This is a genomic window from Streptomyces sp. EDA2-14 (genome assembly GCF_054963755.1).
This window is the reverse complement of record NZ_JBUEGE010000011.1, coordinates 119,530-141,322: the sequence shown is the minus strand read 5'-3', so window position 1 is coordinate 141,322 and position 21,793 is coordinate 119,530. Positions and strand designations below refer to the sequence as shown.

Annotated in this window: 17 protein-coding genes; 9 read left to right on the top strand and 8 right to left on the bottom strand. The window is 72.6% G+C overall.

The genetic code is table 11. From position 1 onward, the window contains the following. Positions 1–23 precede the first annotated feature (23 nt). The 3 genes from ACY34M_RS25145 to ACY34M_RS25135 all read right to left on the bottom strand — a co-directional run bounded on the left by ACY34M_RS25145 (position 24) and on the right by ACY34M_RS25135 (position 5,441). Positions 24–1,361: a copper resistance CopC/CopD family protein gene (locus tag ACY34M_RS25145; RefSeq protein ID WP_462720560.1), complete on the bottom strand. Its 1,338-nt coding sequence runs from the start codon at positions 1,359–1,361 to the stop codon at positions 24–26. Between the two features lie 912 nt (positions 1,362–2,273). Beyond that, entirely contained in the window at positions 2,274–3,971 is a 1,698-nt protein-coding gene (locus ACY34M_RS25140; protein WP_462720559.1) for an amidohydrolase, read from the bottom strand. Positions 3,972–4,019: 48 nt separating this feature from the next. Continuing rightward, complete coding sequence (locus ACY34M_RS25135; RefSeq protein ID WP_462720558.1) at positions 4,020–5,441, bottom strand: purine-cytosine permease family protein; 1,422 nt, start codon at positions 5,439–5,441, stop codon at positions 4,020–4,022. 144 nt (positions 5,442–5,585) lie between these two features. On the opposite strand from ACY34M_RS25135, the gene ACY34M_RS25130 reads away from it, so the two are divergent. Beyond that, positions 5,586–6,200: a TetR/AcrR family transcriptional regulator gene (locus ACY34M_RS25130; RefSeq protein WP_462720557.1), complete on the top strand. Its 615-nt coding sequence runs from the start codon at positions 5,586–5,588 to the stop codon at positions 6,198–6,200. 49 nt (positions 6,201–6,249) lie between these two features. On the opposite strand, the gene ACY34M_RS25125 is transcribed toward ACY34M_RS25130, so the two are convergent. Both ACY34M_RS25125 and ACY34M_RS25120 read right to left on the bottom strand, forming a co-directional pair. Next, positions 6,250–6,492: a superinfection immunity protein gene (locus tag ACY34M_RS25125; protein ID WP_462720556.1), complete on the bottom strand. Its 243-nt coding sequence runs from the start codon at positions 6,490–6,492 to the stop codon at positions 6,250–6,252. Between the two features lie 110 nt (positions 6,493–6,602). After that, positions 6,603–9,779 carry a cytochrome P450 gene (locus tag ACY34M_RS25120; protein ID WP_462720555.1) on the bottom strand — a complete coding sequence of 1,059 codons (3,177 nt, stop codon included), beginning with the start codon at positions 9,777–9,779 and terminating at the stop codon, positions 6,603–6,605. Between the two features lie 230 nt (positions 9,780–10,009). On the opposite strand from ACY34M_RS25120, the gene ACY34M_RS25115 reads away from it, so the two are divergent. Then, positions 10,010–10,615: a PAS domain-containing protein gene (locus ACY34M_RS25115; protein WP_462720664.1), complete on the top strand. Its 606-nt coding sequence runs from the start codon at positions 10,010–10,012 to the stop codon at positions 10,613–10,615. 16 nt (positions 10,616–10,631) lie between these two features. On the opposite strand, the gene ACY34M_RS25110 is transcribed toward ACY34M_RS25115, so the two are convergent. Beyond that, positions 10,632–11,423 carry an IclR family transcriptional regulator gene (locus tag ACY34M_RS25110; protein ID WP_462720554.1) on the bottom strand — a complete coding sequence of 264 codons (792 nt, stop codon included), beginning with the start codon at positions 11,421–11,423 and terminating at the stop codon, positions 10,632–10,634. Between the two features lie 233 nt (positions 11,424–11,656). Here ACY34M_RS25110 and ACY34M_RS25105 point away from each other — a divergent pair, with 233 nt between their 5' ends. Continuing rightward, entirely contained in the window at positions 11,657–12,769 is a 1,113-nt protein-coding gene (locus tag ACY34M_RS25105; RefSeq protein WP_462720553.1) for a mandelate racemase/muconate lactonizing enzyme family protein, read from the top strand. Between the two features lie 29 nt (positions 12,770–12,798). On the opposite strand, the gene ACY34M_RS25100 is transcribed toward ACY34M_RS25105, so the two are convergent. Beyond that, positions 12,799–14,214: an MFS transporter gene (locus tag ACY34M_RS25100; protein WP_462720552.1), complete on the bottom strand. Its 1,416-nt coding sequence runs from the start codon at positions 14,212–14,214 to the stop codon at positions 12,799–12,801. A 188-nt stretch (positions 14,215–14,402) separates the two neighbouring features. Continuing rightward, the gene (locus tag ACY34M_RS25095; protein ID WP_462720551.1) at positions 14,403–15,845 is read right to left on the bottom strand and encodes an aminopeptidase P family protein; all 1,443 of its coding nucleotides are present in this window, start codon (positions 15,843–15,845) and stop codon (positions 14,403–14,405) included. A 176-nt stretch (positions 15,846–16,021) separates the two neighbouring features. On the opposite strand from ACY34M_RS25095, the gene ACY34M_RS25090 reads away from it, so the two are divergent. The 6 genes from ACY34M_RS25090 (at position 16,022) to ACY34M_RS25065 (ending at position 21,772) form a co-directional block, all read left to right on the top strand. After that, positions 16,022–16,627 (top strand): helix-turn-helix domain-containing protein, encoded by a 606-nt coding sequence (locus tag ACY34M_RS25090; RefSeq protein WP_462720550.1) that lies wholly within the window; start codon positions 16,022–16,024, stop codon positions 16,625–16,627. Between the two features lie 103 nt (positions 16,628–16,730). Further along, the gene (locus tag ACY34M_RS25085; RefSeq protein WP_462720549.1) at positions 16,731–17,939 is read left to right on the top strand and encodes an NAD(P)/FAD-dependent oxidoreductase; all 1,209 of its coding nucleotides are present in this window, start codon (positions 16,731–16,733) and stop codon (positions 17,937–17,939) included. Continuing rightward, on the top strand, positions 17,936–18,334 hold the full coding sequence (locus ACY34M_RS25080; RefSeq protein WP_462720548.1) for a (2Fe-2S)-binding protein: 399 nt from the start codon (positions 17,936–17,938) through the stop codon (positions 18,332–18,334). The genes ACY34M_RS25085 and ACY34M_RS25080 overlap by 4 nt, the downstream gene beginning before the upstream one ends. Beyond that, complete coding sequence (locus ACY34M_RS25075) at positions 18,331–19,830, top strand: FAD/NAD(P)-dependent oxidoreductase (RefSeq protein ID WP_462720547.1); 1,500 nt, start codon at positions 18,331–18,333, stop codon at positions 19,828–19,830. Before ACY34M_RS25080 ends, ACY34M_RS25075 begins: the two co-directional genes overlap by 4 nt. Next, positions 19,827–20,771 (top strand): dihydrodipicolinate synthase family protein, encoded by a 945-nt coding sequence (locus ACY34M_RS25070; protein WP_462720546.1) that lies wholly within the window; start codon positions 19,827–19,829, stop codon positions 20,769–20,771. The genes ACY34M_RS25075 and ACY34M_RS25070 overlap by 4 nt, the downstream gene beginning before the upstream one ends. Beyond that, positions 20,771–21,772, top strand: coding sequence for a proline racemase family protein (locus ACY34M_RS25065; RefSeq protein ID WP_462720545.1), 1,002 nt, complete (start codon positions 20,771–20,773; stop codon positions 21,770–21,772). Before ACY34M_RS25070 ends, ACY34M_RS25065 begins: the two co-directional genes overlap by 1 nt. Positions 21,773–21,793: the final 21 nt, after the last annotated feature.

Sequence of the window (21,793 nt, the reverse complement as noted above, 5' to 3'; positions counted from 1 at the left end):
ACGGGTGGAACGTGGTGCACCGGTCAGCGGCCGGGAGCGGCGGTGACCAGCAGACTCGTCGCGGCGAGCACGACGAGGACGAGCCCCGTCTCGGCCGCGACCGAGTAGACGAAGGGCCGTACGGTCGCGCGGTCGCCGCGCAGCAGGACGGCGATGTCGAGCCGGGTGCGCACCCAGCCCCGACTGCGCTGGGCGATGAGCAGCACCGCGGCCAGCAGGGCGAGCTTGACGAGCAGCAACTGCCCGTAGCCGGTGGAGAAGAGAGCGTCGAACGAGCCGACGACCTGCCAGGTGAGTACGGTCCCGGCTGCCGCGATCGCGGCGACGGACACCCCGGCGAGGGTCGAGTAACCGGAGACGGCGGTCGACATCTCGTCCGGACGGCGGCGCGGCAGCACCCCGGCCAGCAGCAGAGTGAGCCCGCCCAGCCACAGCGAGATGCCGAGCAGATGGATCAGGTCGGCGACGGCGCCCCATCCCGGGTGGCTGCCCTCGGAGCTGTGCCCCGCCATGCCGGTCGTGCGCAGCAGACCCAGGCACACGACGGCCGCACCGACCCGCCAACCCGGCGACCGCGCGGCGCGCTCGCCGTTCTGGAGCAGCGCGGCGAGGACCACCGCCGCGAGGACCCACATCAGAGCCCGGCAGGCGAGGGCGACACCGACCTCACTGGCCAGCAGGTCGACATACGTGGAGGCCTTGAACGCGTCGCCGATCGAGCCCATCGCGCCGTACGCCCCCTGGAGTCCGGCCGCCGCCACGGTGGCGACGAGTCCGGCTGCCCAGGACGACGCGAGAATGCGCCGGGTCCGGCGCTCCCGCGAGCCCTCGGGCCACAGCATCGCCAGGAACGCGAGCCCGCCGACGTACAGCGCCAGCGCGAGATAGCCGACCCAGCGGGCGACGGCCCAGGCGGTGCGGACCGTGCCGAACGGGGCGACGGCGGGTGTGGCGGCGTCGTCCGTCGTCGTGTGGTCCGGCGCGGCGGATCCGGTGTGCGCGGGGAGGGTGAAGGACAGGGAGCCGGAGCTCGGATGCCCGTCCTTCTTGCTGAGTACATGCCAATCAAGAGTGAGGCGGTCACCGGCGGACTCGGCCTTGCGTTTGGGGACGGTGACCGACACGGTGTCGCGGCCCGTGTCCTGCGTGAGCGCCAACTCGTCGTCATCCAGGGTGACATGAAGGTCGGCGAGGCCGACGGGCTCGCTGAAGGTGAGCGTGACTTCCTTGGGCGGTTGGGAGAGATGGGTGCCGCTCTTGGGGGAGGACGACTCCAGTTCGGTATGTGCGGAGGCGGCGGGGGCCGCGAACAGGAGTGCCACGAGGGCGAGAACGACGACGTACAGGGGGCGAGTTCTCACGGCGTCAACTCCGTGAGCGCGGCCGGATCGGAGGCGAGCCCGACGCAGGGTGTTGTCTCCCCGTCGGAGGCGGAGGCGGAGGCGGAGGTCGATGAGGAAGCCCCGTCACTCCCGTCACTCCCGTTGGTCAGGCCATCCAAGAGCCCGCTCACAGGAGTGAGTACTCCCTTCAGGAGTGGCCGCACGAGGCGGACTTCGCCGGCCGCACACGACGGCGAACCCGAGGGAGAGGAAGGGGAGGGGGAGGGTGAATGGGTGGAGGAGGGCGGCGATGGCGGGGTCGGCGATGCGTGGCCGGAATGGCCGGAGTCTTCGGGAAGGCCGCTGGAATTGTCGTGCTCGTGGTTGTCCGTGGCTTCCCCCGCCCCCTCCACGCCACCGGCGGGAATCCCGCCCACCGGCAGCGCGCCGGAGTTCCCGTTTTCGCCGCCCCCGGAATCCGGGGCGGGGGCTTCGGTCGGTGTCGGGTCGGGGCTGCCGGGAGTGGAAGGGGAGGCGGGGGAGGCGGGGGCCTCGGCGGTCGGCGGGGCGGCCCCGGTCGTGGTCTGTTCGGCCTGTGCTCCGATGCCGGACGCGTAGCCGAGGACGATGATCACTGCGGCGGCGAGGGCGCCGGCGACGAGCTCGTCACGGTGGTCTCCTGGCCAGGAAGCCCTGGCGAAGAAGGACATGGATTTCCTCCTGACGGCGGACCTGCAATGCCAAGGAGTGCATCGATGTCAGGAGTCCCGGCGGATACGCGTCCGTTAATGGGCCGTTTCATTGCCTCATTTCTGCGCACCGGTCCACTGTGAGAAAGGGCTTCACCGATGGAATGCACGCATTGCCGTACAGAGAGAAATGCCGCATGGGAACAGTGCGCCCATCAATTCTTCACGGGATGCCCCATCTTGCATATGCCCGATTATTACGTCACCGGCCGACGGAGTCTTGGGCCCCCGTCTCGTGGACCACGTCCCCACCCACCACGACGACCTCGGCGACTGTGCCGGGGATGTCGTCGGGGGCGGCCCGGAGGATGTCACGGGAGAGCACGGTGAAGTCCGCGACCTTCCCGACCGAGAGCGAACCCTGCTCGTCCTCAAGGAAGTTGGCGTACGCCGAGCCCATCGTGTACGCGTGCACGGCCGTGGTCACGTCGACCGTCTCCTCGGGCATCCATGCCGGGCCGCCGGCCAGCGGTCGGCGGGTGATCGCCGTGTAGATGCCGATCATCGGGTCCATCTCCGCGACGTTCCAGTCGCTGGAGAACGCGAGTGTCGCGCCCGCCGATTCGAGCGTGCGCATCGGCCACGCCTTGTGCCAGCGGCCCGCGCCGACGTTCGCCGCCCAGTCCTGCCCCGGGCCCGCGATCTCCGGTGCGCAGTGCCGCGGCTGCATGCAGGCCACGACGCCGAGTTCGGCGAAGCGCGGCGCGTCCGCCGGGTCCAGGCACTCGACGTGCACGACCTGGTGGCGGGCGTCGCGCGGGCCGTTGACGGTGCGGGCCGCCTCGACGGCGTCCAGAACCGTGCGGATACCCCGGTCACCCGTCGCGTGCACGAAGCACTGGAAGCCGCGCGCGTCGAGCTTCGTGAGCAGGTCGGCGAACTCCTCGGCCGGGTAGAACGTCTCGCCCCGGTGGCCCGCGCAGCCGGTCGCGTACGGTTCGAGGAGCGCGGCCGTGCGCGGCTCCACGACGTCGTCGATGTAGAGCTTGAGCGGGCCGAGCCGCATGTGCTCGCCGGAGTACGCGCGCGTGGCGGCCTCGAAGTCGTCGAGGTCCGCGTCCGAGGTGCCGCGCGGGTGGAACAGGGCGGCGACGAGCCGCGAGCGCAGCCGCCCCTCAACCCTGGCCCGCTCGAACAGGGCCAGGTCGTCCAGGGAGTTCTGCGGCTCCACCACCGTGGTGATGCCGAACCGGATCGCGTCGTCGAGCGACTTCACGAGCCGCCCGTACTGCCGCTCCGGGGACGCCCACGGCACACCGAGCTCGCGCAGCGCCCGGTGGCCATCGCGGGACAGGCCGCGCACCGCGAAGTCCCGTACGAAACCCGTCGGTTCACCCGTCGCCGGGTCGGTCCGCGCGATGCCGAAGGGGAGTTCCGTGCGGTCGGCGCGCACGCCGAGCCGGTCCAGAGCCGCCGTGTTGAGCCAGGCCGTGTGGACGTCGTAGCTCAGGACCATGGCCGGGGTGTCGCCGGTGACCGGGTCGAGGTCGGCGGCCGTCGGCATCCGGCCGTCCGGCAGCGCCGAGTAGTCGAACGCCTCGGCCTCGATCCAGGCGGCGTCCGGATGGCGCTCGCGCCAGGCGGCGATGCGGTCGTGGATCTCCTCCAGGCTCGCCGCTCCGGCGAGTTGGACGCAGGCGTCGTCCGAGCCGAGCCGGACGTGGTTGTGGGCGTCGATGAATCCGGGCAGCACGAGCCGCCCGCCCGCGTCGACGACCTTGGTGTCCGGGCCGGTCCAGTGCCTGGCGTCCGCGTCGTCGCCGAGCCATACGATCCGCCCGTCGCGCACGGCGAGCGCCTCGGCCTCGGGCAGTTCCGGGTCGACGGTGTGGATGCGGGCGCCGCGCAGGACGAGATCGGCGGGGGCGGCTTCGGGGGAGTGGTGCTGTGCGGGTGCCATGGTGATGCGGTTCTTTCTCGTACGAGGGGTGGTGCGGAGGGAAGGGGGTTACGCGGTGTGCGGGCGGGCGTTGGTGCGGGCCAGCGCCGCGTACACGACGGCCGCGACGACGGCGCCGAGCGCGCTGAGGTCCATGCCGCCGAGCGGCGCCACGAGCGGGCCGCGCCACAGGGCGCTGTCGCAGGTGAGCGCCGCGAAGGCCATGCCGGCGAGCAGGGCGGTGACTCCCGCGGGGCTGTACCCGGCGCGGTACCAGTAGCGGCCCGCGCGTCCGGTGTGCAGGGACGCGGCGTCGTAGCGGCAGCGGCGCAGCACCATGTCGGTGAGGAAGACGCCGCCCCACGGCGCGAACACGATGACGAGCAGCGACAGGAACGACAGCAGTGACTCGGTGAAGTCGACGAGGAACAGCGCGGCGAGCGAACCGGCGGCCGTGACCGCCGCGCTGATGAGGATCGCCTTCGCGCGGCTCCAGGGGATGCCGAGCACCTGGAGGTTGAGGCTCGACGAGTACAGCGTGACGATCGAGTTGGTGACCGAGCCGCCGAGCACCAGGGCGAGGAACAGCGGCTGGAACCAGCCCGGCAGCAGCCCCTGCGTCCCGGCCACCGCGTCCGTGAGATCGGCCTGCGTCGCGGCCGCGGCGCCCGCGACGCCGAGGGCCACGGAGGAGATGAACCCGCCCAGCGCCCCGTTCCAGGTGAGCGCGCGCATCGTGGTCGTCGTGGGCAGGTAGCGGGTGTAGTCGGCGGGCATCGGCACGTAGCTGATCGGCCCGGCGAGCACCACGACGAACGCGAGGGACCAGCCCGCCGCGCCGCCCGGCGCGGGCGCGGCGCCGGTGTCCGCGCCCGGCAGCAGGAACACCAGCAGCGCGGCGAACCCGACGGTCAGCGCGTACGCCATCCAGCGCTCGGCCCACTGCACGGTCGCGTGGCCCCACAGCGCGACGGCGAAGGTGAGGGCCAGGGTGGCGGCGAGGCTCGCGGCGCGGGCGGCCGTGCCGTGCCAGCCGAGTGCGGCGCAGATCGCCTGGAGGGCGAGGGCGCCGACGACGGTGTTCACGATGGTGTAGCCGATGGAGACGATCCAGTTCAGCAGGCCGGCGGGCCAGTTGCCGCGTACGCCGAACGCGGCACGGGAGATCACCAGTGTCGCCGTGCCCGTCCGTACGCCGCTCATGCCCGCCGCGCTGATGCCGAAGAACGTCAGGCCGCCGAGGACGACCGCGAGCACCGCCTCCCAGAAGGACAGGCCGAAGGAGACGGCGAGCGCGCCGTTGATGACGTACGTGAACGTCAGGTTCGAGCCGAACCAGAGCCAGAACAGGTCCCGCGCCCCGCCGTGCCGCTCGGCCTCCGGGATCGGGTCGATGCCGTGCTCCTCGACCTGGAACACCTCGTCCCTCGGTGGCTGCGGAGGCGCTTCACGCGCTTTCTGCGCTTCTTGTGCGGCCTGGTCTGCCGTCATGCCGTCGCCTCTCGTCTCTTGTCGCAAGGGAACGGCTTGAATGCCGTTCAAGAAACTTGAATGGCATTCAAGATGCGGCGCGGTGCAGCCCCACGTCAAGAGGTAGGCTGCGATCAGTACGGACAGCGGTGAGGGGCGGTACGCATGGCCGGGTCGACGGCGGCACGACCGGGGCGGTCGGGCGGCGACCTGCGGACCCGTACGCTCCAGGAGGCGACGGCCGTCGTCGCCGAACAGGGCCTCGCGTCCCTGACCATGGCCTCGCTCGCCAAGCGGCTCGGCACCAGCGGCGGCCACCTGCTCTACTACTTCCGCTCCAAGGACCTGCTGCTCGTCGAGGCCCTGCGCTACAGCGAGGCCGCGCTCACCGAGGAGCGGGCGGCTCTGCTGGCCCGCCGGGTGACACCGGCCCGCCGGCTCGATCTCTACCTGGACCTGTACCTGCCGGCCGGACCCCGCGACCCGCGCTGGATGCTCTGGATCGAACTGTGGGCCCGCTCGGGCGCCGACGAAGAACTGCGCGCCGCGCAGCAGGAGTTGGACCAGGGGTGGCAGCGCGACCTGGAGGCGATCCTCGCGAAGGGCGTGGACCGGGGCGCCTTCGCCGTCGACGACGTGCCCGGCCGGGCGGCCCAACTCCTGGCACTGCTCGACGGCTTGAGCACGCGCGTCGTCCTGGGTCAGCCCGGCGCCGAACGCCCGCAGGCGCTGGCGGCGGCACGCTCGGCGGCGGCTGCGCTGGTCCCGACCGTCTCCTGACCACGCAGGCTCGTGAGAGGGACTGGTCGGACCGCGCCGTGGTCGGTCGTCAGTGGGCCGGTTGGCTGCCCGGTGGCGGCGTGGGGGTGGACTCGCGGGGGGCCATCAACAGGGCCATGAACAGGGCGACGAACCAGAACAGTCCGGTGAAGGCGCCGATCACATTGACCGCGATCACCCACCGCAGGCGCGCGACCCTCCTGCGGTGGGCGATGACCGACGGCACGCTGAGGACGAGCAGCGCGACGAGCGCCGCGACCAGCGCCTGGAAGGGACCTATGTCTGAGAACACATGGTCACTTTACCCGGGCCCGTTCGGCTCCGGGCGCGCATGCCCAACGGTGCTCGGGGCGTCCGGCGTCGCCGTGGCGCAAGGGACGCCCCGTCGTGGGCCGAGAACGGTCAGCCGCCGTACACGTCCTCCACGTAACGGCCCTCGGCCATCAGCGTGGTGAGCCACTGCTCGGCCGCGGCCTCGTCGGCGCCCGGTGTGCGCTCGCGGTGCAGCGCACGGAACGCCGCGCGCACGCCCGGCGCCATCCGGGCGCCGTCCCCGCACACGTACACCCGCGCCCCCGCGTCGAGGAGGCGGCCGATCTCGGCGCTCTCGGCGGCGATGCGGTGCTGGACGAAGGCGTGGCCGTCGACCGGTGCCTCACTGAAGACGGGACGCAGCGAGACCGCCCCCGCCGCGTCGGCGGCGCGCAGCTCCTCGGCGTGCAGGAAGTCCCGCTCGGGGTGGTCGCAGCCGAAGTAGAGCAGCGCGGGCGGCAGTTCGCCGCCGTGCGCGGCCCGTTCGGCGACCACTCCGCGGAACGGGGCGAGGCCCGTCCCCGCGGCGATCATGATGACGGGCTCGGGGACGTCCGGCCCGATGCGGAAGGCGTCGCGGCACGGCTGGACCCGGCCCATGACGGTCCCGCCGGGGCGCAGGGAAGCCAGGTGGTGGGAGCCCGTGCCCCGGTAGCGGCCGTTGCCGGAGGCGGCGGGCGCGTCGAGCACCGACACCATCAGGTCCACGTGGCCGGGGAGTTCGGCCGGGCTGGACGAGATCGAGTAGTGGCGCGGGCGCAGCGGCGGCAGCAGCCCGAGCAGCAGGTCCCAGCCGAGGACGTCGCGCAGCGCCGGGTGGTCCTCGACCAGCTCCAGGAACGTGCGCGGGTCGTCGACGGGCAGCTCCCGCAGCGCGGCGGCCTCCGGCGGGCAGGGGTTGGCGGCGGCGAGCGCGGCCACCTCGTCCGGGCCGGGCCGGTGCTGCAACTCGACGTGGTGCGTGAGCAGTTCACGTGCGGTCACCGGCCGGTCGAGGGAGAGCGCGTCGCGCCGCGGGCGTGCGTCACGGATGTCGAGCAGCGCGTCGGGGTCGAGGCCGAGCACCTTCACCGCGCGCTCGACGAGGTCGTCCTCGTGCGCGGGCAGGACAGCGAGGTGGTCGCCGGTCCGGTACGTCATGCCCTCCGGCAGCGCGAGCCGCACGAACCGCTTGACGCGCGGATGGCCGGGCGCCGTCATGTCGTGCGCCTCGGTGACGGTCAGCGCGGAGAGCCCGTGCCGCCCGGCCGCGGCATCCAGCGGCCCACCGGCGATCTCCCGGATCTCGTACGGAGCGGTGGACTCGGCGGCAGCGGACGCGGCGGTGGCCTCCGGGTCCCCGTACCGCACCAGGAGCGCGGTGCGCACGCCGGCGGTGAAGTCGCGGACGGTGCCGCCCAGGTCGCCGGAGGCGTCGGCGGCGGCCCGCTCGCACAGCCGCTCGGCGCCGAGCGCGGCCAGGCGCTCGTCGATGCGGGTGGGGAAGTGCTGGTAGGTGGCGGCCCAGTTGCGGTCACCGACGCCGAGCACGGCGTACGACACACCTTCCGTCGACGTGTCGGAGTCCAGCAGTCGGGCGGCGAACTGCCCGGCGTCGTCGGTGGGTCGGCCGTTGTAGGACGCGGCGACGATCAGCACGGGCCGGTCCGTCGGAAGCCCCTCCGCGTACGCGTCCAGCGGTGCGACCTCGGTCTCGCAGCCGAGCGCGGCGGCCTCGTCGGCGAGCTGGGCGGCAAGCCCCGTGCAGGTGCCGTAGTTGCTGCCGTGCAGGAACAGGGCGCTGGTACCGGGCAGCACCCGCGCCGGCAGGGTGTCGACCGCCTGGTCCTGCTCGGCCCGGGTGGTGGCGCCGGGCAGCGGAGTGTGCCGCCGGTCGGCCGGGGTGCGCGGGGTGAGGGCGAGGGTGAAACCGTCCGGCTTCAGGGTGAGGGTCTCCTTCACCGTCAGCCGGTAGTCGGCGTGGTCGACCAGGCGGTAGCGGTGCACGAGCATCGCGAGCAGCATCGTCGCCTCGTGCAGCGCGAACTGCCGTCCGATGCAGGCCCGTTCACCGGTGCCGAACGGTTTGAACGCGTGCGGGGAGCGCTCCGCCTCCGCCTCCGGCGTGAACCGGTTCGGGTCGAAGCACTCCGGGTTGTCGCCCCACACCGGCTGCCGGTGCAGCATCGGCGCGAGCACGGTGACACCCTGCCCCGCGCGCAGCGGAATCCGCCCGCCGAGCAGCGTGTCCTCACGGGCCTCCCGGCTGAACGCCGCGGCCGTGGGCCACAGGCGCAGCGCCTCGTTGAGCACCTGCCGGGTGTACGTGAGTCGCCCGACCTCGTCGAAGTCGGGCTCCGGGTTCTCGGTGTCGCCCCACAGGGCGTCCACCTCGCGGCGTACGAGATCGAGGACGGCCGGGTTCTTGGCGAGGTAGTACAGGGCGAAGGACATGGCGCCCGACGTCGTCTCGTGCCCGGCGATCAGGAACGTGATCACCTGATTGCGGATGTTGGCGGTGTCCAGCGTGGAGCCGTCCTGCGGGTGCCGCGCCGTCAGCATCAGGCCGAGCAGGTCGTCGGTGTGCCGCTCGCCGCTCTCGACGCGCGCGGTGATCACGTCGTCGACGACCTGCGCGAGATAGTCGGCGTCGGCGCGGAACGCCGAGTCGGCGGCCTCGTAGTCGCCGCCGGGCACGCGCGCCAGGCGGGTCATGCTCCACTCCAGACAGCGCACCATCGCCTCGACGAACGGATGCGGCTCGCTGCTGTCGAAGGACGCGAAGTCGTAGCCGAATCCGGCGAGTCCGATGGTGTCGAGCGTCATGCGGGTCATGTCGCCCGGCACATCGACGGGGCTGCCGTCGCGGGCCGCGACGTCCCAGGAGTCGACGAGGCGGCGCGCCACCTTGTACATCACCGGGTGGTACGTACGCATCGAGCCGAGCGCGAAGGCCGGCATCAGGATGTCGTGGGCGCGCGCCCAGTTCGGCTCGTCGTTGTAGGCGGTGAACAGTCCGTCGGCGGCGAACTCGCGGACGTTGCGCAGCGCGGGCCCGATGCTCTTGGCGAAGCGGGTCTCGTCGGCGAGCTCGGTCACGAGGTCGAGGTCGGAGACGAACAGGGCGTCCCGTCCGTGCATCCGCCGCACCAACTGCGGACCGTGCTCCCGCATCAGGCCCATGACCTGCTGCAGCGGTCCGGGGCCGAGACCGGTCGCGGAGACGTCGACGACGGGGACACCGGCCTCGGCGTAGGCGCTGTCGTCGGGTGCGGGGGAGTCCGGCATGGTGGGGGCCTTTCGCGGAAGGGAACCTGCTGTCGCGGCGTGGGGACCGCGGCTTCCAGCTTGGTCCGCCGCCCCTGCCGGTCATGCTCGGTCGACTACATGATTGTGTAGTGGCTGACGGTGTATCGGACTTGTGCCGGGGCGCCGTCCGTGCCAGGCGGTACCTGTGGAGTGTGGGAGGCGAGGCGTCGGTGGACACCGGGGACGCGGTGGTGTGGCGCAATCGCGCGATGGTGCTCTTCGACCGGATTCCGCTGCCGGTCGCGGTCTGCGATCCCTACGGCGACGTACGCCTGGTGAACGCCGCGTTCGCCCTGGAGTGGGGGACGACGCCGGGGCGGCTCAAGGGGCGGGCGATCCTCGACCTGTTCGTGCCGGTCGACGCGGCGCAGGTCGACCGGATCGCGCAGGCGCAGAAGGCGCGGCGCCGCTCGCGCTACACCGTGGCGGTGGCCTGGCGCGGCGGCGACGGGGTGCGCCGCAGGGGCGAGTTGATCGTCGACACGGTGAGCGACACCGCGAGCCGCGTGCCCGATCTGCTGGTCACGGTACGGGTCTTCGACGCGGCGGCCGTACCGGCCCCGCCGCCGTCCTCGTCCGCGCACCCCCACCCGCAGGAGGCACGGATCCTGGCGCTGCTGGCGGCGGGCGCGACGACGGCCCGCGCGGCCCGCGAGACGGGGCTGACGACGGACGGTGTGACCTACCACCTGCGTCAACTGTCGCGCCGGTGGGGCGCGTCGAACCGTACGGAGCTGGTCGCCCGCGCGTATGCGGAGGGTGTGCTGGTGGCGGGCGTGTGGCCGCCGCGGATCGCGGCGGCCCCGGACACGTAGGCAGGCGCTGTCCGGGCTATCGCCGCCGCTCCCACCCGAGCGCCTCCGAGACACGCTCGGCCGCTTCGACGGTGGTCCGCCCGGTCCGCTCCAGCCGGTCGGCGAGCCGGTCCGCCGGAGCGCCGACGTTCAACGCGGCCACGACCCTGCCCCGGACGTCGCGGACCGGCGCGGAGACCCCCACCAGGTCGGACTCGAACTCCTCGCGCACCGCGGCGTACCCGCGCCGCCGGGCCTCCTGGATGCGCTGCCACAGCTCCTGCACGCTGTGCACGAGGGAGCCGTCGAATCCGTCGGACAGATCGCCCATGCCGAGCCGCACATACAGTTCGTCGGGCGTCGCGTCGAGCAGCAGCACCCGCCCCGCGGAGGTGCGCGCCGCCGGAACGCCCTTGCCCTCCCAGCCGTGGGCGCGGAAGTCGTGCGCGGACACCGACAGGAGGGTCAGCACCTCGCTGTCCCTGAGCACGCACAGATGGCAGGTCTCCTCGATCTCGGCCGCGAGCCGGCGCATGACAGGGGAGGCGACGCGGACGAGCCGGTTCTCGGCGGTGCGGGCCACGAGGGAGAGCAGCCGCCAGCCGAGCCGGTACTCCATGGTGTCGGCGTCGCGCTCGACCACGCCCTCCTCGGCGAGCGCCTTGAGCGCCCGCGAGACCTGGCTCTTCTCACGGCCCGACCGCGCGGCGAGCCCGACCACGCCGAGCCCACGCCCGTGCTCGGCCTCGTGCAGGGCCAGCACGTCGAGCAGGCGCAGATCGCGGTGGAGGCCGTGGCGTGAGGAGCCCCGCGCGGAGGTGTCAGCCACGACGGCCGCCCGGCACGTGCGCGCCGGTTGCTCGGAACGCAAGCGACATTGCGATCCGCCGGGATTCATTGCCCCTGGTCAGGGAGCTGCCTACGTTGGTCCGCACAGTCCGCACAGCCCGCACAGCCCGCACAGCAGCTCGCGGAGCCCGATTCACCAGCACTTTTCCACCTCGAGAGTTCCGTGCCAATGTACGTGCGCCTCGGGTGGTGTCGCGTCCCGAGGGGGAGCCCATGAAGATCACGGACATCACGCTCGACCACCTGCGGCTGGAACTCGACCCGCCGTTCCGCGCGGCCTGGGACCCGGTCCCGCGGCGGCACTTCGACGCCACCGTCGTGCGCGTGCGCACCGACGAGGGCATCACCGGGATCGGCTCGGGCGACACCATGGACGGCTTCGACGCCTACCGCCATCTGTTCATCGGCCAGGACCCGCTGCACATCACCCGGCACGTGAAGGCGATCGAGACGGCCAACTTCCACGGCGGCCACTACTGGCCCCTCGAGGCCGCCCTGTGGGACATCGCCGGCCAGGTGCACGGGTGTCCCGTGTCCGAGCTGTTCGGCAACGCCACCAGGCGCCTGCCCGCCTACGCCTCGTCGGGTGAGCTGAAGTCCCCGGAGGAGCGCGTGGAGACGGCGCTGAAGGTGCGGGATGCCGGCTTCAGGGCGATGAAGATCCGGATTGACCGGGACCGGGTGGGCGAGGGGATCGCCGCCGTACGGGCGGTGCGTGCGGAGCTCGGCGACGACTTCGACATCATGGTCGACCTGAACCAGTCCTGGCGGATGGCCGGCGACACGGCGCAGGCGACCGACCTCGCCCGCACCCGCAAGACCGTCGCGCAGCTCGCCGAGCTGGACGTGTACTGGGTCGAGGAACCGCTGCCGTACGCGGATCTCGACGGCTTCAAGAGGCTGCGCGCGGAGAATCCGGGCGTGCGGATCGCGGCGGGCGAGATGCACCACTCGACCACCGAGCTGCTGCGCTGCCTCGAAGAGGACGCGCTGGACGTCTACCAGATGGACGTCGTGCTGGCGGTCGGCATGCACCGCGCCCGCACTCTGGCCGAGGTGGCCCAGCTCAAGCACCGCCACTTCACGCCGCACAGCTGGACCAACGGCATCGGCGTCCTGGCCAACCTGCACGTCGCGGCGGGCGTCGGCGGCGGCCCCTACTTCGAGTTCCCCTTCGACCCGCCGGGCTGGACCCCCGAGCGCCGTGACTTCATGCTCGCCGAGCCGGTCCGGGTGGACGCGGACGGGTGCGTGACGGTGCCGGACGCGCCCGGCCTCGGCGTCGAGCTGGACGAGGACGCGGTGCGGCGGTGGCGGATCGGCTGACCCACCACCGCCGCACGGCGTCCTGCCGGTTACGCCGGGCTCTCGCCCGCCTCCAGCTCCACGTCCTTCGTCTCCTTGCCGCACAGCAGCGCGACGAAGGTCAGCAGCGCCATCGCCGACAGGTACACGCCGACCAGCCACGGAGAGCCGTCGCCCGCCTCCCACAGCGCCACCGCGATGAACGGGGCGACGGCCGCGCCGAGCACGGAGCTGACGTTGTACGAGATGCCGGAGCCGGTGTATCGCACCGACGTCGGGAACATCTCCGGGAGCAGCGCGCCCATCGGGCCGAAGGTCAGACCCATCAGCGTGAAGCCGAGGACGAGCCACAGCACCACGCCGAGCGTGCCGAGCCCGATGATCGGCACCCACACCAGGCCGAACACGAAGATGCCCGCCGTGATCCATGCGAGGGTCTTGCGGCGGCCGAACTTGTCGGCCAGCGGACCGGAGATGAGCGTGAACGCGGCGAAGAAGAGCACGCCGAAGATCAGCATCAGGACGAACGTGGTGTAGCCGAAGCCGAGCCCCGGCACGGCGGCGTCCTTCGCGGCGCGCCCGTAGCTCAGCGAGAACGTCGTCATCAGGTAGAAGAGGACGTACGTCGCCAGCATGGCGAACGTGCCGAGGATCAGCTGCTTCCAGTGGTGCCGGAAGACGGTGGCCAGCGGCAGCTTGCGGACCTGCTTGGTCTCCTGCGTCTTGGTGAAGACCTCCGCCTCGACCAGGCGCATCCGCACCCACAGGCCGATCGCGACCATCACGGCCGAGAACAGGAACGGGATCCGCCAGCCCCACGACAGGAACGCCTCGGAGGGCTGCGAGGGGTCGGCGCCCGCGGCGGACGGCAGCAGGGCCGCGATGATCAGGAACAGGCCGTTGCCGATGATGAATCCGAGCGGCGCGCCCAGCTGCGGGAACGTGCCCCACAGCGCCCGCTTGCCGGGCGGCGCGTTCTCGGTCGCGACCAGCGCCGCGCCGCTCCACTCACCACCGAGCGCGAAGCCCTGCGCGAGCCGCATCAGGACGAGGAGCGCGGTGGCGACCCAGCCGATCGACCCGTACGTGGGCAGTACGCCGATGAGGAAGGTCGCGATGCCCATCGTGAGCAGCGAGACGACCAGCGTCTTCTTGCGGCCGAGCCGGTCACCGAGGTGCCCGAAGAACGCCGCGCCGACGGGCCGGGCCACCATCGCCGCGCCGAACACGGCGAACGACGAGAGCAGCGCCGTGGTCGGGTCGCTGCTCGGGAAGAACAGCGCGGGGAAGACGAGTACGGCGGCGGTCGCGTAGACGTAGAAGTCGTAGAACTCGATGGTCGTCCCGATGAGGCTGGCGATCAGGACCCGCGAACGCGGGTTGACCGACGCGGCCGGTGACGGGTCGGACGCGGGGGACGGCGCGGCGGAACTGGCAGGCGCCGGGCCGGTGGCAGAAGCGGACATCGTCGGGTCAATCCCAAGGGTCTTGCGGTGAACGCCCACCGGCGCGGGGCGCCGGTGACCCTCGTACCGGTCGGACGGTACGAGGGTCGCACCATTTCACGCGTCTCATTTATCGGTAAAGGGTGTCCGATATTCGAGATGCGTGCAGGTCGGCGGCTTGCGGCGGGGGCCCCGCCGAAAGCCGCCGGCTACGCCGCCATCCACCGCTCAAGACCCGCCGCGTCGAGCGGAAGCTCGGCCGACAGCACCTCGGAGCCGGTGTCGGTCACCAGGATGTCGTCCTCGATCCGCGCCCCGATGCCGCGCAGCTCCGGCGGCACCGTCAGGTCGTGCGCGTGGAAGTACAGGCCCGGCTCGACCGTCAGCACCATGCCGGGCGCCATGCGGGCGCCCTGGTACGCGGAGTAGTCGGCGCGGGAGCAGTCGTGCACGTCGAGGCCGAGGTGGTGGCCGATGCCGCACACCAGATAGCGGCGGTGGTGCTGGCCCTTGGGCGAGAGCGCCTCGTCCACGGAGACCGGCAGCATCCCCCAGTCGTCCAGACCGCGCGCCACGATCTCCATCGCCGCCGTGTGGAAGTCGGTCCAGTCCCGACCCGGGCCCACCGCGGCGAGCCCGGCCCGGTGCGCCCGCTCCACCAGGTCGTGGACGGAACGCTGGGCGGAGGTGAAGCGGCCGGACGCAGGGAAGGTGCGGGTGACGTCCGCCGTGTAGTAGCTGCGCGTCTCGACGCCCATGTCGAGGAGCACCGCCGCGTCCTCGTCCACCGGCCCGTCGCAGCGCACCCAGTGCAGGGTGGCGGCGTTGCGGCCGCTGCCCACGATGGTGGCGTAGCCGGGGCCGTTGCCGTACGTGCGGGCGTACCGGTCGAAGGTCCCCTGCAACCAGCGCTCGCCCCCGCCGCGCACGGCCGCCGGGAACTCACGGACCACCGCCGCGAACCCCTCGACCGTACGGTCCACGGCCTCGCGCAACTGCCCGATCTCCCACGCGTCCTTGACCATGCGCAGTTCGGACAGCGTGCGCCCGAGGTCGGCGGAGGCCGCGATCCCGTGGCGGCGGGCCGTGTCGGCGTCGAGCGGCCCGGTCAGCAGCGGCCCCTGCGCCGCGCACGCGGCGAGAGCCTCGTCCAGGCCGCCGAGCGGCGCCGTCTCGAGCTCCAGCGCCGCGCGCCAGTCGTCCAGTCCCGCCGCAGGTCCCACCCACAGCTCGCCGTGCGCCGCGTCCGCGAAGAACCCGGCCTCGCCGGGCCGGGCCGGGGGCGGCAGGTACAGCACCGCGTCGTGCCCACCGGCCACGGGCCGCAGCACCAGGACAGCGCCCTCGACCGTGCATCCGGTCAGCCAGTAGAAGTCGCTGTCCGGGCGGAAGTCGTACGCGGTGTCATTGCTGCGGACCGGGGCCCGACCGGCGGCCACCACGAGCGCCCGCCCGGCGAACTCGGCACTCAGCCGCGCCCGGTGCGCGGCGGCGGCCTCGGCCACGCCCGGCACGGTCGGCGGCGTACGGTCGCCCTCGTCCCAGCCCTGCCCCATGAACGCGGTGAAGTCCGGCAGTTCGGCCAGACGCGGCATCCGCGGGTCCGGGGTGCTGGACCGGGGTACGGAGGTGCCGGGGGTGGTCTCGGTCATACGACTCCCTTTCGTGAGGTTCTCGGGTGGAGGATCTCAGGCAAGCCGCATCCAGCCCCGCATGGGTGCCGCACGATCAGTGCTCCCCGTTTCGGGAAACCGTTCGGAATACTAGACGCGTCGTGCGGCATAGTGTTCGTTAAAGCGAACGCTGTCAAGGGAGTCAGGGAGAGGCAATGGACGTTCCCCAGGAGTCGGTCCGCGACATGGTGGCCACCAACCTCCGCCACGCGCGGACCCGGCGCGGCCTGTCGATCTCGGAGCTCTCGCGCCGTTCCAAGATCGGCAAGGCGACGCTCTCCCAGCTGGAGTCCGGCACCGGAAACCCCACCATCGAGACGGTGTTCAGCCTCTCGCGCGCCCTGGAGGTGCCGGTCTCCGATCTCCTGGAGACGCGCGCTCCCGGCGGTCTGACCGTCGTGCGCGCCAAGGAGGTCGAGGTGCTCAGCGGCGAGGGTGTCGATCTGCGGCCGCTGCGCCGGATGGAGTTCGGCGACCTGGTCTTCGAGGTCTACGACCAGGTGGTGCGGGCCGACAGCCGGCAGGACTCCCTCGGCCACGTCGGCACGGAACACACCATCGTGCAGACCGGCCGGCTCCAGGTGCGCGTGGACGGCGACGAGGTGGAGCTCGGCCCCGGCGACTACGTCGGCTTCGACGCCACCCTCCCGCACTCCTACACGGCGCTCGACGGCGACGTGCACTCGGTACTCCTGCTCCAGTACCGGCCGCACGAGCACGCCCACTTGGGGATCCCGCACCCGAAGCCCGGAAACGAGTGAGGGCTACAGGCAATTTTTGATCACCCTCCGCCCATCCGTTGACACTCCCTGAAAGGCCGTCCTAGCCTCCGAGGCGTTCGATGAAACGAACGGAGGCGGTTCGATGCACGGAACACGGGCGGTCATTCTCGGAGCCGGAATCGTCGGAGCCGCCTGCGCGCGGGAGTTGGCCCGCGCGGGCTGCACCACCACGGTCGTCGACCGCGGCCGCCCGGCCGCCGCGACCACCGCGCACGGCGAGGGCAACATCCTCGTGTCCGACAAGGGCCCCGGTCCCGAACTGGAGTTGGCGCAGCTGTCCCGGCGCCTGTGGACCGAGATCGTCGACGAGATGTCCGAACGGGCCGCGGATGTCCGTGACCTGACGGAGTGGGACCCCAAGGGCGGCATCGTCGTCGCCACCACCGACGACGGCGCCCGCGAACTCACCCGGTTCGCCGAAGCCCAACGCGCCGCAGGTGTCCGGGCCGACCCCCTCGACGCCGCGTCCCTCGCCGCCGCCGAGCCCTACGTCACCCGCGAGCACACCGCGGCCGTCCACTACCCGGAGGACGCCCAGGTGCAGCCCGCGGGCGCGGCCGCCGCACTCCTCGCGGACGCGCTGCGGGCGGGCGCCACCCTGCGCACCCACTGCGAGGTGCACGGCGCGGTCACCCGCTCCGGCCGCCTCACCGCCGTACGCACGACGGACGGCGACCTCATCGAGGCGGACGTCTTCGTCAACGCCGCGGGCCCCTGGGCAGGCGAACTCTCCGCCCGCCTCGGCGCCCCCGTGGACGTACGCCCCCGCCGCGGCGACGTCCTGGTCACCACGCCATTGCCGCCCACCGTCTTCCACAAGGTGTACGACGCCGACTACGTGGGCGCCGTCGGCAGCAGCGCCGAGGACCTGCAGACCTCCGCCGTCGTCGAGTCCACGCGCGCGGGCAGCGTCCTCATCGGCTCGTCCCGCCGCCGCGTCGGCTTCGACGACCGGCTCCGCCCCGACGCCCTCTCCGCGATCGCCGCCAAGGCGCTGCGCCTCTTCCCGTCCCTCGCGGACGTACCGGTGATGCGCGCCTACGGCGGTTTCCGCCCCTACGTACCCGACCACTTGCCCGTCATCGGGCCCGACCCGCGCCTCGCCGGACTGTGGCACGCGGGCGGCCACGAAGGCGCGGGCATCGGCCTGTCCGTGGGCACCGCACGGCTCGTGCGTGACCTGCTCCTGGAGCGGCCGACCGAGATCGACGCGACGCCGTTCCGCGTGGACCGGCCCGCCGTCCTGGGCGCCCCCGTGGGCGCCACGAACGAGGAGGTGAACCTCGGTTGAGTCCACGACGCGTACCGGCGGCCACGGACGCCGTCCAGCGGCGCGAGATACCGCTCACGATCACCGTCGACGGCGAGCCCGTCGAAGGAATCGAGGGGCAGACCGTCGCGGGTGTCCTGCTCGCCTCCGGCCGCCGCGCCTGGCGCCACGGCCGCACCGGCGCGCCCCGCGGCGTGTTCTGCGGCATCGGCGCGTGCTTCGACTGCCTGGTGACGCTCGGTTCCGAACGGGACGTACGGGCCTGCCGCAGGCGCGCCCGCGACGGGGACGAGGTGCGGACGCAGGCGCGGGACGAGGGGGCTGTGACGCCTGACCACGACCCCGCCGAAGCCGCCCGCCACAGCCCCCGCACGGACGACGAACCACCCAACCCGACTGCCACGGAGGGCTCATGACGCCCCGCCACGTAGTGATCGTGGGTGCGGGACCCGCCGGGCTCGCCGCCGCCGACGCAGCGCTCGGCGCGGGCGCGCGGGTCACCCTGATCGACGAGGCCGAGCAGCCCGGCGGCCAGTACCACCGGATGCTCCCCGAGGCCTACGCCGCGGCCAGGCCACAGCACCTGCACCACGGCTGGCGCGCCTTCGACGCACGCCGCCGCCGTGTCCTCGCCCACCCGCGCTGCACCTGGTGGTCCGAGACCGCCGTGTGGGCCCTGGAGCGCCCGGACCCGGCCGAGCCCGGGCCACCGCGCGTGCACGTGCTGCGCGGACCGTCCGACGGCGGCGGCCGGACCCGGCACACGCTCGACCCCGACGCGCTCGTCCTCGCGGTCGGCGCCCACGACCGCGTACTGCCCTTCCCCGGCTGGGAGTTGCCCGGCGTGTTCACCGCCGGTGCGGCGCAGGCGCTCGCCAAGGGGGAGCGGGTGGTGGTCGGGGACCGGGTGGTCGTGGCGGGCAGCGGACCGTTCCTGCTGCCGGTCGCCGCGTCGCTGATCGAGGCCGGGTCGCGGGTACGCGAGGTGCTCGAGGCCAATACGTCCGCCACCCTGACCCGTGGCTGGGCAGGACGGCCCTGGGAGCTGGCCGCGCAGGCCGGGAAGACCGCCGAACTCGCCGAGTACAGCGCGCTGCTGGCGCGGCACCGGGTCCCGTACCGCACCGGGCGCACCGTCGTCGAGGCGCGCGGCGACGGCGGCGTGGAGGAGGTCGTCACCGCGCGGCTGCGGGCCGACTGGTCGGTCGTGCCCGGCAGCGAGCGGACCGTCGCCGTCGACGCCGTGTGCGTGTCGCACGGCTTCAGCCCGCAACTGGAACTGCCGCTCGCCGCGGGGTGCGCACTGCGCACCACCCCGGCGGGGGAGTTCGTCGAGGTCGACGGCGACCAGCGCACCACCTGCCCCCATGTGTACGCGGCCGGGGAGATCACCGGCATCGCGGGCGCGCCCGCCGCCCGCGTCGAGGGCGCGCTGGCCGGATGGCTCGCCGCAGGCGGCGACCGGAACACCACGACCGTGCGCCGCCTGCGGACGAGCCGTGACCAGGGCCGCGCCTTCGCGGCGCGCCTGGCCCGCGCACACCCGGTGGGTGCGGGCTGGACCGGGTGGCTGCGGCACGAGACCGTGGTGTGCCGGTGCGAGGAGACGGACTACGCCACCGTGTGCCGCGCCGCATCCGACGAGTCCACCGCGGCCCCGCGCGCCGCGAAACTCGCCACCCGCGCCGGGCTCGGCCCCTGCCAGGCCCGGATGTGCGGACCCACCGTCGCCGAGATCAGCGCACGCCTGCGCGGACCCGGCGACGCCGACGACGACATCGCGGGCCTGCCCCCGGCCAGCGAACACCGGCGGCCCATCGCCCGGCCCATTCGGCTGGGCGACCTGGCCGCCACCCCCGAAACCACGTCCACGTCCCCTGGCAACCCCCGAGCAGAGGAGCGCAGTTCATGAGTGACAGCACGCAGCAGCAGAAGGGTTCCATCGGCCTCGGTGGCGTCGTCGTCGCCACCGCGCTGCCCTACTACGAGGACGCGTCCGCCCCCGCCGGGCTCGCCGTCGACTACGACCGCTACGCCGAGCACTGCCGCTGGGTCGTCGACAACGGCTGTCGCGGCGTCGGCCCGAACGGGTCCCTCGGCGAGTACTCGTCCCTCACGGACGAGGAGCGCCGCAAGGTGGCCCGTACCGCCGTCGAGGCCGTCGGGGACGACGGTGTCGTCGTGGTCGGTGTGCACGGCGTCGGCTCCCACCAGGCCAGGCACTGGGCCGAGGTCGCCGCCGAGGACGGCGCCGACGGAGTGCTGTGCCTGCCGCCCACCCTGTACCGGGCCAACTCCCGTGATGTCATCGACCACTTCGAGGCCGTGGCCTCCGTCGGCCTTCCCGTCATGGTCTACAACAACCCCTTCGACACGAAGGTCGACCTCACCCCCGATCTGCTCGCCGAGATCGCGCAGATCGACAACATCGTCGCCGTCAAGGAGTTCTCCGGTGACGTGCGGCGCGTGCTGGAGATCAAGGAGAAGGCGCCGGGGCTCGAGATCATCAGCGGGGCCGACGATGTGGTCCTCGAGAGCCTGCTGATGGGGGCCACCGGCTGGTTCGCCGGGTTCCCGAACGTGTTCCCCGCCGAGTCGGCCCGGCTGTACGAGCTCGCCCTCGCGGGCAAGGTCGAGGAGGCGCGGGCCCTGTACGAGCCGCTGGTGGCCGCCTTCCGCTGGGACTCGCGCACCGAGTTCGTGCAGGCCATCAAGTTGGGGATGGAGCAGGTCGGCCGGTTCGGCGGGCCCTGCCGGCCGCCGCGCGGGGCGCTGCTGCCCGAGCTGCGGGCGCAGGTCGAGGCCGACATGGCCCGCGCGATCGCCTCGCTGGAGAAGGGGGAGGCCGTCTGATGCGCTCCGTCCGCACGCTGAGCGCCGTCGACTCCCACACCGAGGGCATGCCCACCCGCGTCGTCACCGGCGGGGTGGGTCCCATCCCCGGTGACACCATGGCCGAGCGCCGCACGTACGCCCTGGAACACCTCGACGAGCTGCGACGCTTCCTCGTCGACGAGCCGCGCGGCCACTCCGCCATGAGCGGCGCCGTCCTGCAGCCGCCGACCCGCCCCGACGCGGACTGGGGTGTCCTCTACATCGAGGTCAGCGGCTTCCTGCCGATGTGCGGGCACGGCACCATCGGCGTCGCCACCGTGCTCGTGGAGACCGGGATGGTGGAGGTGAGCGAACCGGAGACTGTCGTACGGCTCGACACTCCAGCCGGTCTCGTCGAGGCGCGGGTCGCCGTCCGCGACGGGGTCGCCGAACAGGTCACCCTGCGCAATGTGGACGCCTTCGCGCTTGAGCTGGACGCCACCGTGAAGGTGCCCGGCTACGGCGAGGTGCGCTACGACATGGCGTACGGCGGCAACTTCTACGCCATCACCGATCTCGCCCAGCTCGGCCTCCCCTTCGACCGGGCCCGTAAGGACGACATCCTCAAGGCCGGGCTCGCCGTCTCCGACGCCATCAACGAGCACAACCGGCCGCGGCATCCGCTGGACCCGGTCATCGGTGGCTGCAAGCACGTCCAGTTCCTCGCCCCCGACTCCACCGCCCGGCACTCGCGCAACGCCATGGCGATCCAGCCCGGCTGGTTCGACCGCTCGCCCTGCGGCACCGGCACCTCGGCCCGCATGGCGCAGCTGCACGCGCGCGGCGAACTCCCGCTGCACACCGAGTTCGTGAACGAGTCGTTCATCGGCACGCGGTTCACCGGGAGACTCGTCGGTGACACCAAGGTCGGCGAACTCGACGCCGTCGTACCGGAGTTCTCCGGCCGCGCCTGGATCACCGCCACGGCCAACTACCTCCTCGACCCGCGCGATCCGTTCCCGCACGGCTTCGTCCTCTGACCCAGCAGGGCCGCGCACACC